Annotated in this window: 10 protein-coding genes and 1 pseudogene; 5 read left to right on the forward strand and 6 right to left on the reverse strand. The window is 43.8% G+C overall.

Translation table 11 applies throughout. The features are described 5' to 3' along the window. Positions 1-9 precede the first annotated feature (9 nt). Positions 10-1,221, forward strand: a complete 1,212-nt coding sequence (locus A9E74_RS07320; protein ID WP_069295986.1) for a TolC family protein — start codon at positions 10-12, stop codon at positions 1,219-1,221. 17 nt (positions 1,222-1,238) lie between these two features. Here A9E74_RS07320 and A9E74_RS07325 read toward each other — a convergent pair whose 3' ends face one another. Continuing rightward, positions 1,239-1,910 (reverse strand): transglutaminase-like cysteine peptidase, encoded by a 672-nt coding sequence (locus tag A9E74_RS07325; protein ID WP_069295987.1) that lies wholly within the window; start codon positions 1,908-1,910, stop codon positions 1,239-1,241. Between the two features lie 3 nt (positions 1,911-1,913). Beyond that, complete coding sequence (locus A9E74_RS07330) at positions 1,914-3,815, reverse strand: bifunctional diguanylate cyclase/phosphodiesterase (RefSeq protein ID WP_069295996.1); 1,902 nt, start codon at positions 3,813-3,815, stop codon at positions 1,914-1,916. A 215-nt stretch (positions 3,816-4,030) separates the two neighbouring features. Here A9E74_RS07330 and A9E74_RS07335 point away from each other — a divergent pair, with 215 nt between their 5' ends. Then, a complete protein-coding gene (locus tag A9E74_RS07335) occupies positions 4,031-4,945 on the forward strand; it encodes an AEC family transporter (RefSeq protein WP_069295988.1) in 915 nt (304 codons plus the stop codon). On the opposite strand, the gene A9E74_RS07340 is transcribed toward A9E74_RS07335, so the two are convergent. Both A9E74_RS07340 and A9E74_RS07345 read right to left on the reverse strand, forming a co-directional pair. Then, on the reverse strand, positions 4,930-5,676 hold the full coding sequence (locus tag A9E74_RS07340) for a competence/damage-inducible protein A (RefSeq protein WP_069295989.1): 747 nt from the start codon (positions 5,674-5,676) through the stop codon (positions 4,930-4,932). The two genes, A9E74_RS07335 and A9E74_RS07340, sit on opposite strands and share 16 nt — an antisense overlap. A gap of 2 nt (positions 5,677-5,678) precedes the next feature. Beyond that, the gene (locus A9E74_RS07345; RefSeq protein ID WP_069295997.1) at positions 5,679-6,074 is read right to left on the reverse strand and encodes a group II truncated hemoglobin; all 396 of its coding nucleotides are present in this window, start codon (positions 6,072-6,074) and stop codon (positions 5,679-5,681) included. Between the two features lie 132 nt (positions 6,075-6,206). Between A9E74_RS07345 and fae the strand changes: the two genes are divergently transcribed. The 3 genes from fae (at position 6,207) to yoaA (ending at position 9,366) form a co-directional block, all read left to right on the forward strand. Beyond that, the gene (gene fae / locus A9E74_RS07350; protein WP_069295990.1) at positions 6,207-6,758 is read left to right on the forward strand and encodes a formaldehyde-activating enzyme; all 552 of its coding nucleotides are present in this window, start codon (positions 6,207-6,209) and stop codon (positions 6,756-6,758) included. A 145-nt stretch (positions 6,759-6,903) separates the two neighbouring features. Continuing rightward, entirely contained in the window at positions 6,904-7,404 is a 501-nt protein-coding gene (locus tag A9E74_RS07355; RefSeq protein WP_069295991.1) for a hypothetical protein, read from the forward strand. Positions 7,405-7,443: 39 nt separating this feature from the next. Then, a complete protein-coding gene (gene yoaA / locus A9E74_RS07360; protein ID WP_069295992.1) occupies positions 7,444-9,366 on the forward strand; it encodes a DNA repair helicase YoaA in 1,923 nt (640 codons plus the stop codon). Between the two features lie 32 nt (positions 9,367-9,398). Here yoaA and A9E74_RS07365 read toward each other — a convergent pair whose 3' ends face one another. Together A9E74_RS07365 and A9E74_RS07370 are read right to left on the reverse strand one after the other, a co-directional pair. After that, positions 9,399-9,770: a DUF2237 family protein gene (locus A9E74_RS07365; protein ID WP_218104298.1), complete on the reverse strand. Its 372-nt coding sequence runs from the start codon at positions 9,768-9,770 to the stop codon at positions 9,399-9,401. Between the two features lie 14 nt (positions 9,771-9,784). Further along, a pseudogene (locus A9E74_RS07370) lies at positions 9,785-10,172 on the reverse strand (4a-hydroxytetrahydrobiopterin dehydratase). Between the last annotated feature and the right edge of the window lie 191 nt (positions 10,173-10,363).

Genomic DNA, 10,363 nt, shown 5'->3' on the forward strand with positions numbered 1-10,363 from the left:
GATAGAGCGATGAAGCGACATGTTGTTGGTTTAATGATTTGGCTTGCTGTGAGTGGTGTCAGTGTGGCTGATGAGGCTGCTCCGGTCACCTTGAAAACGCTGACAGATTATGTATTTACTCATCATCCGGCACGCCAGGCAGAAGCCAGTATGGATGCGTTGGCCGAGAGTCGTTTAGCCTTGGCAGGGCAACTATTTGCTGAGCCGTTAAGTTTATCGGTGAATCATTTTAATGATGTGATTGGCAGTGGCGATGGATTACAGGAATGGGAAAGTGCGATAGAGATGCCCATCTGGCTGCCTGGAGAGAAACGCCAGCAACAAAATCTGTCACGTCATCTTGCTGCAGAAGTTCCGTATTATCAGCAACGTATCCGTTTAGATGCGTCGGCTCAGGTGAGAGAACATGTCTGGGAGGTGATGCTCTCTGCAGCTAAAGTTCGTCATGCCGAAGTGTTGCAGGAAAACTCAGAGAATTTACTGAAAGACGTAAAAAGTCGAGTTGAGGGCGGTGATTTAGCTGATTCCGAAGCTTTACTGGCCCAAACGCATTATCTGGAAATGCAGTCACAACTTGCCTCGGCCAAACTGGATTTGCAACAAAGCCTAAACCAATACCAATACCTGACCGGGCAGCAAGTGTTACCAGACGAAATTGAAGAAAGTCTGCCTGAATCCACGGAAATTCATCGTGATCACCCATTATTGGCAGAACTCGAACAACAAATCGCCAGACAGCGCAGTGAAGTCGCCAATGCCCGTTATGATAATGCGCGCCATCCAAGTTTATCTGTTGGCATTAAACGGGAACGTGATGAACACGCCGATCCTTACAACAACAGTATCGGGGTCGGAGTGAGTTTTGCTTTGAATGATGCCCGATATCAGCAACCGGCTATTGCTGCTGCAAGTAGACAATTGGCTGATTTGCAAATTGCCCAGCAACAACAGCTTCGGCAATTGGAAGCTGCTTTACTTGCAGCAACGGACAGACTGAACAGCTTGCAACAACGACAAGAGATGTTGAAACAGCAGTTTGATGTCAGTCAGCAATATGTTTCGATGCAGCAACGCAGTTTTGATATGGGTGGTATTGATTTAACGACATTGTTACGCAGTCAGGAGGTCACCAACACCCATCGACATCAACTGCTGCAGTTACAAATTGAGATTCAGCAGCAAATTGCTCAGATTAATCAGATAGCGGGTCGAACACTGTAACCATCTTGTTTATACAATTATCTGCTGGTTCCCATTTCGACTCGCATTCTAGCAGTCAGATCTTCCCATAACGATAATCGTGAAGCATCACCGACCCGTTGTCCCTCACCACGTGATTTGGCTAGCCATAAGCCTGTACCGTTAAAACTATAAACAGGGATCAGATCCTGACGGCGATTGGCCGGTTGGATTTCACTAATCAGATTATCCAAAACCAGCGGGATCGCCCGTCTATTTTCAAAATAGGTCAATACCATGTGTGCCTGATTCAGATTTACGGCTTTAACATAGGTGATACGCAGTTTATCTTCATTCACACCGAGTTGTTTCAGGGTGAAATATTTGGCAATGGAATAATCTTCACAATCACCAGCGCCTAATGACAGCATTTCAATCGGTGTAGCCCAGTAATCTTCTTGATTCCACAACACAATATCATCAACAAACATAACGTTATTGTTGAAAAAATCATTAACCGCAGTCAGTTTCTCCAGCTCCGGTAGATCTTTACCTTCCAGCATTAATGTTTGCCAGGCTTCGACCCGCTGTCTGGCATCGCTATCAAAGTCTCTTTCAATCTTTTGCAGTAACGCATCTGAAATCAGTAATTCGGCTAAAAGCGGTACTGAAAATGGCAGCAACCATGCAAGCATGGCGGCTATAACTATGGGCTTTAGCCGATGTAACATTGATTAACGACTGATCCCGAATAAAGCCGCTTGTTGTAACCACAGAAAGTCTTCTTCATCTTGAACACCTTCGGCCAATACACGCACTTCAATTAAACGGGCAATTTCCTGAATAATATCCAGCAGGTCAGGTTTACTGGTATTGCTACGAATTTCGGTGGTTAAATCACGGGCCAGACGAATGTAATCAATATGCAGATCTTTAAGCAGATTCACCGGAATGACATCACTGCTATAACGTTTCAGCAGACTATGAGCGCCTAACTGTCTGACAAAAATACTGAAGTTAGTAAAGGTTTCCAGATCTTTGGCTGCGGCATATGCTGTCACGCTGAAGGCTAACAGGGCAGGGGAAATACCTGACTGAATAACTTCTCTGGCGAGCCATTGACGGAAATCGAGTGAGGCAATCGAAGTCAAAGAAAGATTGACGGTAACGGGGGCTGGATCTGTTTCTGCAGACATCAGTTTTAACACTTTCTGTACCAGATGTTTATCCAGCGTTTCGACCAGATCAAATGCTTCAGCCATAGAGAAAAATGTGCCGATTGGCAGCAAATCACCGTTTGCATCGCGAACTTCGGTAAAAGCTTCACGCATAACCAATGTCGGTTTGGCGGTATCACTGTAGTTATAAGCTTGATTGGTAAAGGTGATAACGGCTGCATCAGTTTTAATCACTTGTTCGATGGTCGCTTTCCAGCTCATTTCAGTCATCGAACTGAGTGTATTTTCTTTCAGATAAAACGCATTGGCTTCAATCAAACGTGCCTGTTCATAGGCTTCAACCAGCGCCGGGATCATTCGTTCAAATTCACTGCTGCGTTCAAAAGAAACAATACCCATATGCAGCAAATCAGCGTGTTCATATTGCTGACCTATGGTGTTAGCCAGGGCTTGAATCTGTTCTGCAACCAAAGTGATGTCGTCAATATTGCTGTCAGTTGTCAGCACAGCAAACTCAGAACCATACCAACGGTAACAGCGTAAATGAGCAAACGGTAATTGCTCTAACTGCGAGGCGAAAGTTTGCAGTAATTCATCTACCGCTTGCTTGCCATGATTTTTCACAATGGCACTCAAATCATCGAATTTGATATAGATAACGTGGCCGAATTCGCCAATCGACAATGACTGTTTGACGTCTACATTAAAGGTTTGTTGATTTAATAAATGAGTTAACGGGTCACGGTTGAGATTGTCGTTCAGTTTATCGAGGCGAGTATTTAAGTGATGAATAGTTTTACCGATTTTGCTCGACATGCTATTCATTGATTTGGCGACTGAACGCACTTCTTTGGTCCAGGGTAAATCTTCGATAACGGTAAATTTACCGGCAGAAATATCATCTGCTTGTTCGGTAATGGCTTTTAATGGGCGAAGCGTCATTCTTAAAACAATTAACAACAGCAAAATAGCGCCTAGCAGAATCAACAAGGAAAACTTAAGTGTGGATTTAAATTGTTCATAAAGTTTCAGGTAACCATAACCAGGATTACTGGTGACCTGCAATTTGCCGGCAATATTCCAACCGGTACTGATTTCACTGGTGGCAGTGACGGTTTCAATCGGTAAGATATTGATTAGCCAACTTGGCACACCTTTGACTTCATCTGGATTGGTCAGCCGAACCAGCTCATTATCATCGACATCCAATAACCGCATTTCCTTGTAGTAGCCGGTATCAAAAATCGCGTTCATCATGGTTCGCAGAATAGGATCGTTTTCATCTGCCATATGTGGGCTGAGTGATAGACCGAGAGAGGTTGCGGTGTCTTGTACATGCACTTCCGATTCACCTTGGAGATAACTACGGATATTGTCCATGCTCATGACAAAATTTACTGAGAACACAATCAGAAAAATCAGCGTTAGCAAGATAAGTAATTGTTTTGATAAAGACATAAGATACAACCTCAATATGAAAGGCATCATCAGGCTGGAATCAGCATGAGACAGGCGTTTTGCAGCATCATCCAGTAATCGGGCTAACATTACCTGTGCATCAAGCGTCAGGCAAGCTAAATCCTGTGATATTCGGCAAATTCAGGGGGATTGTGCTTTTGTTTTTGGCATTGCATTGATACGATCTTGCATCCTCTCTTGAAGGTAGCCTTCTGATGTTCATCGTTCTGGCGCAAATGGCCATATTAATTGCTTGTGGCACGCTTTGGCAGGCATTGGCACCTAAACATATTCCGGCGCTGGCACATCGTCGGGCGCTAACCGATCTGGTGTTTTACATTCTGCTACCGGCCATGGTTATTGACGTGATCTGGCAAACGCCGCTTGATATAAGCTCAATAAAGATTTCGTTATTGGCGATGAGTGGTTTGGCGTCAGCGGCGTTAGCAATCTGGTTAGTGCTAAAAACGATCCCAGTGAGCAACGCCCAAAAAGGCGCATTGATTTTGGCCGCGACATTTCCCAATGTGACTTATTTGGGCTTACCAGTATTGGATCAGGTGCTCGGTAGTTGGTCGAATGCGATTATTTTGCAATATGATTTATTTGCCTGTACCCCGGTGTTAATGACGGTCGGAATGTTGATGGCAGGTTATTACGGCAGTCATGATCAATCGTCACACCCTTTAAAAAGCCTGGCTAAAATTCCACCATTATGGGCAGTGACCATCGCCGTAATATTGAATTTACTTGATATACAACGTCCGGAGATTATTCATTCCGCGTTGCAAACATTGTCGGGTGGGGTAGTACCACTCATGTTAATAGCTTTGGGCATGAGTATTCGTTGGCATAGTCTACGTTTGACTCTGTTACCGCTGTTATTGCCGGTGGTGATTATTACCCTGTTTATTGCTCCGGCGGGTGTCTGGTTAGTAACTCAGATGCTGGATCTGCCAACCGAAATCATGACCACAGTGATTTTATCGGCAGCCATGCCGACAATGGTGTTTGGAATAGTGATTTGTGAACGTTATGGTTTAGATACGTCGCTTTATGCCGCAGCAGTGACATTAACCACTTTGCTGAGCATGGCGAGTTTGCCGCTTTGGTTTTACTGGATCAGTTGATTCGTCCAGACAAAACCAGCTTGGTCGATGGCTTGTTTAATTAACTGCATGGCTTGCTCAACCTCAGCAGCTTCACCACGCAAACTAAATTCAATATGCGGTGGTTCACCCAGATGCGGCAGGCTGGATAATTTCAATTGTGGATAATCATTTACGATTTGATTCATCACCGGTAATAAATCTGACTCACGTCCTCGCTGCACAAAAATAATTTGTTCGGCCGCAGGACGCTGATTTTTTAAATGGGCATAACGATTATCCAAAACCCATTCGACCATCGGCCAGGCCATTTCAGGAAAGCCTGGCGTGAAGTGATGATTTGCATAAGAAAAGCCGGGTATTCTATTGATAGTGTTAGGGATTATCTGTGATCCTTCTGGCAGATATCCCATCAAAATACGATTTGGATAGGCGTCTTCGCCAAAACGCGCTTCAATTTCAGCAGTCGCTTCTGGATGAGGAATTAAGGGGACATCAGCAATTTTAGCGACGGTCTGCCGGGTTCTATCATCAGGTGTTGCGCCGATACCGCCGAAACCAAATACCAAATCTTCACTACTCATGCTGAAACGTAATGCCCGTTCCAGTTGCTGAGGATCATCGCCTACTATCAATGTCCAACTCAGCTCTAGTCCGCGTTTAGCCAGCATGATTTGTAATTGATTGAAATGTTTGTCCTGACGTTTACCACTGAGGATTTCATCACCAATAATCACAGCTCCGATATGCATGTTTACTCCGTTTCTTGTCGATTACGCATAAAATCTGCGGTCTGGGCAAATGAGCTCATTAACTGTTCAGCAAATAATGGTTCCAAATCCATGGTTTTAAGGGCCTGAGCCATGCAATAAAGCCATTGATCCCGCTCTTCAATACCAATCGAAAAGGGTAAATGACGGGCTCTCAATCTGGGATGTCCATATTTCTCTATATATAAGGAAGGACCACCCAACCATCCGCTTAAAAACATAAACAGTTTGTCTTCGCTAATCTGGATATTTTGTGGATGTAAACCACGAATTACCTCGGTTTGCGGCGTCTCGCACATGATTTTGTAAAAAGTATGACAGAGTTTTCGAACCGCAGTTTCGCCGCCTATACGTTCATATGGTGTTGCAATATCAGCCATGCTTAATCCAAGCCCAAATCCAAGCAGTTTACTCTGCATCTATCTACTCATAAAGGCTTATAAGGTTGCGACATGAGGTTTAGACCGGGATAATGAATCGCTCTCTTAGCACAACTTAAGGAGCAATAGCTTATGAGTGAAAGAATTGTCATGCGAACCGGCGAAGCACTAATCGCTGATGGCCCACCATTAACCGCCGCAGAACCTGAAGTCGTTATCGGCGAGCTGGATGGACCGGTTGGAATCGCATTTGCGAATTTGATGGGTGATCAGGTCAAAGGTCATTCACGCGTATTAGCGCTGATGAATACTGATGTTCAAGTTCGTCCGGCCACTATCATGGTCAGTAAAGTAACTGTTAAGAATACCGCCTATACCAATATCCTGATGGGTACAGTCCAAGGCGCGATTGCCAATGGTGTATTGGATGCTGTGCGTAAAGGCATTATTCCTAAAGAAAAAGCCAATGACTTAGGCATCATAGTTTCTGTCTGGTTAAACCCTGGTATCACTACCGTTGAAAATCTCGATCATGAAGCGTTATTTGATGTGCATCGTCGTGCTACGACACGTGCTATCGAGAAAGCGATGAATCATGAACCAAGCATCGATTACTTGCTGGAAAATCAAGACAAACTGGTTCACAAGTATTATCAGAAAGAACTGGATGCGAAAAAATCATAATTGAATTTTTTTCAAAAATTACGGTCGTAGGTATGTAGGTTATTCACAGCCTCGACAAAATTTACGGTTTGTCTGCGAAAGCAGGCAAACCGTTTTTTTGCCATGTATAATGCTGCAATGTGAATAACGGCGGTCAGAGAGACAAATGGATTTATATTCCATCGATAAATTGATGCATGAAACGCGACAACTGGCCGCACGCTATCGCCAAACGACCGGTAGCACCTTGCCAGTCACCGGTGAAATTGCCCGGTTTGACGCGGCTAAAGCATTGGATTTACAACTGCTGGATAATTTAAATTCCAGTTTTGATGCGGTTGGCAAAAGCGGTCTTTTAACCGATCAGAAAGTGGTAATTAAAGGCCGCGCCATTTTTGATACCAGCAAATCAACCCCACGAATCGGCCAACTCAACCCTGCTCAGGAATGGGATGGTGTGTTATTAGTGTTGTTCGATGATGAATATCAACCTATCGAAATGTTTTATGCCACTAAAAACATTATTCAAGACACCATGAATGAACGGGATAGTAATCGTAAAAAACGCGGTGCCATGTCCATTGCTCAGTTCAAAATCATCGGCGAACGCGTGTGGACTGCTGAAAATGGTGCCGAACCTGAAATTTGGGATAATCAGGCTACGTGAATTATAACAGCAGGTTAATGGCGCTTTTCGGAAGTTGTTATGCAGGATGATTTACAACAGATTTTTGCTGAAGGCGGCATTCTTGCAAGGCAAATCAAAGGTTATCATCCACGCCAGGCGCAGCAGGAAATGGCCCAACGTATTGCCGATACCTTAGCTTCTGCAACAGTTTTAGTAGCCGAAGCCGGCACCGGAACCGGCAAAACCTTTGCTTACTTAGCACCAGCCATCTTATCCGGGCAAAAAATCTTTATTTCTACCGGCACCAAAAATCTTCAAGATCAATTATTTAGACGCGATTTACCAACGCTGCGTAAAGCTTTAGCTGTGCCTTTTCAGGCCGCGATCCTCAAAGGCCGTGGTAATTATCTATGTCATCATCGCTTAACATTGGCAGAACAGGATCCGTTATTACTCTCGCAAACAGACACCTTACGTTCCTTACGTGACTGGTCGCAAAGCTCAAAAAATGGTGATTTGAGTGAATCTGATTTACTTGAAACCCAATCCAATCTTTGGCCACGAGTAACCTCAACAGTAGATAACTGCCTGGGACAACAGTGTCCCGATTATCAGCAGTGTTTTATTGTAGAAGCCCGACGTCGGGCTCAAGAAGCCGATATTGTGGTAATCAATCACCACTTGTTAATGTCTGACTTTGCCTTGAAAACGGCTGGACAAGGTGAAGTATTACCAACGGCTGATGCCTTTATTATTGATGAAGCGCATCAATTACCCGCTATTGCCGGGCAGTTTCTCGGTAACCGTATCAGCAGCCATCAAATCGTTGAATTATGTCGTGATAGTGTGCAGGAAATGCAGGAGCATGCAGCAGATAGTCAGCAACTGACTTTACATGCTGAAAAACTACAGGCCAAACTACAATCGCTGCGTTTGCATATTGGCAATGTTGAACAGCGTACGCCTTGGTTAACGCAACTCTATAATGATGAAATTAAAAACCATTTCAATGAGTTAGTAGACTATCTTGAAGTGTTTGAATCAGAGCTTGAACCGCTGGCTGTGCGGAGTCCCGGACTTTCTCAATGTCATGTTCGTGCCGGTGAATTAGTTAATATCATTCAGTTATTTACTGAGCAAAATGACGATAATCTAGTGTTATGGCTGGATAACCGACCAGCAGGCTTTGTATTGCACGCCACGCCGTTTAAAATTAGTCAGCATTTTCAACAATGGCTGGAAGAAAAGCCGGCTGCCTGGATTTTCACCTCAGCGACCTTAACCGTCGCCGGTAAATTTAATCATTTCTGCCAGCATCTGGGCATTGAAAATGCTGAATATGCCAGCTGGGAAAGCCCGTTTGATTATGCAAAACAAAGCCTTTTGTATTTGCCGAATATTCCGGTTGAACCAGCTGATCGACGATACAATCAATACGTTGCTGATATTGCTAAAGAAGTTATTTTGCACAGTCAGGGTCGGATCTTTCTACTGTTTACCAGTTATCGAGCCATGCATGAAGTGGCCGAATTATTGGCCGATCTGGATTATCCATTAATGGTGCAGGGGAGTGGGGCGAAAGCCACTTTGCTGGAAGAGTTTCGTCAGCATGGTAATGCCGTTTTACTCGGCACAAACAGTTTTTGGGAGGGTGTTGATGTACGCGGTGAAGCCTTATCTTGCGTGTTAATTGATAAAATTCCGTTTGCCTCGCCGGGGGATCCGGTATTGGAAGCACGGATAAATAACTTGAAAGAGCGGGGCGGTAATCCATTTCGCAGTATTCAAATTCCCTCGGCAGTCATTCAGTTAAAGCAGGGAATAGGTCGTCTAATTCGTGATGAACAGGATCATGGTGTATTAGTTCTCTGTGATCCACGGCTTTTAAACAAACCCTACGGTAAAGTGTTTATGCGTAGTTTGCCAGCAATGCCGATCACTCAGGATATCAACCAGGTTGAAGATTTCTTTATGCAGCGACAAGTTAAGAAAGCTGTTTAGTCATTAATAATCAATAACTAAACAGCTAAATCTCACATCAAATCTATAGCGTGTTTTTTTAATATATCTAACGGAATAATTTCGATTGCCCGTTGATGGGTACTGGCCAGAAACACTTTAGGAGCCATGTCATGTTGCTGTGCTTCTAGCCAACGTTGAGCACAAAGACACCATCGGTCTCCAGGTTTTAATCCTGGAAAATTGAAATCCGGCACCGGAGTACTTAAGTCATTACCTCTAAAACGCGAAAACTCGAGAAATGCTTGAGTGACTTCAACACACACCGTATGCGAGCCATAATCCTGATCACTGGTATTACAACATCCGTCACGGAAAAAACCAGTGAGTGGATCATGGCTACAGCTTTGCAGAGGTTCGCCCAATACGTTTAAGGCAGGGCTAATATCTAGTTCCATAATTAATCGTATTTAATATATTTAAAACGAGCATCATCTGGTGTGCCAACCAACGCACCACCTTCAATCAGCCCTGGCTGCCACATAATGACTTCTTCGATTTTACTGGCCAGTTCAAAGTCTTTGTCGGTAATCCCTTTAGCAGCATGATTGGTTAGTTTTACGATAACAAAGGCATAAGAAACGGTGAGGTCAGGGTGGTGAAAGGCAGCTTCAGCCAAATGTCCTACCGTATTAACAACCATTAAAGTGGATTTCCACCCGCTGGTTTTATATTTACGGCGGATCCAGCCATTTTCCAAACTCCAATTAGGTAATTCCTCTTTAAGTCGTTGTTCGACTTCAGCATCAGAATAGGTTTTTTTCGTTTTCAGTTTCTCTCCAGCTCATTGTCGGTACCTCATTTTTAGTTAAAGAGTCTATGAATTGACAGTGTAAAGCATTATCAGTTTTCACACTTACAGCAGAATTTGTTTGGAACCGTCATAGCTTCAATAATTCAACATTAGTGTTGTTCTCACATTAATAAACCGATCCTATTTGGATTCTATACCACGGCGTAGTGGGAGAGCTTTTTTTGC

Origin of the sequence: Methylophaga muralis, from assembly GCF_001720165.1 — a bacterium.
GTDB classification, from domain to species: domain Bacteria; phylum Pseudomonadota; class Gammaproteobacteria; order Nitrosococcales; family Methylophagaceae; genus Methylophaga; species Methylophaga muralis.

Bases quoted from the DNA above. Each gene is read 5' to 3' on its own strand.
- A9E74_RS07335 (WP_069295988.1), top strand. From the start codon at position 4,031: ATGTTCATCGTTCTGGCGCAAATGGCCATATTAATTGCTTGTGGCACG.
- fae (WP_069295990.1), top strand. From the start codon at position 6,207: ATGAGTGAAAGAATTGTCATGCGAACCGGCGAAGCACTAATCGCTGAT.
- A9E74_RS07320 (WP_069295986.1), top strand. From the start codon at position 10: ATGAAGCGACATGTTGTTGGTTTAATGATTTGGCTTGCTGTGAGTGGT.
- A9E74_RS07340 (WP_069295989.1), bottom strand. From the start codon at position 5,676: ATGCATATCGGAGCTGTGATTATTGGTGATGAAATCCTCAGTGGTAAA.
- A9E74_RS07325 (WP_069295987.1), bottom strand. From the start codon at position 1,910: ATGTTACATCGGCTAAAGCCCATAGTTATAGCCGCCATGCTTGCATGG.
- yoaA (WP_069295992.1), top strand. From the start codon at position 7,444: ATGCAGGATGATTTACAACAGATTTTTGCTGAAGGCGGCATTCTTGCA.
- A9E74_RS07345 (WP_069295997.1), bottom strand. From the start codon at position 6,074: ATGGCTGATATTGCAACACCATATGAACGTATAGGCGGCGAAACTGCG.
- A9E74_RS07330 (WP_069295996.1), bottom strand. From the start codon at position 3,815: ATGTCTTTATCAAAACAATTACTTATCTTGCTAACGCTGATTTTTCTG.
- A9E74_RS07355 (WP_069295991.1), top strand. From the start codon at position 6,904: ATGGATTTATATTCCATCGATAAATTGATGCATGAAACGCGACAACTG.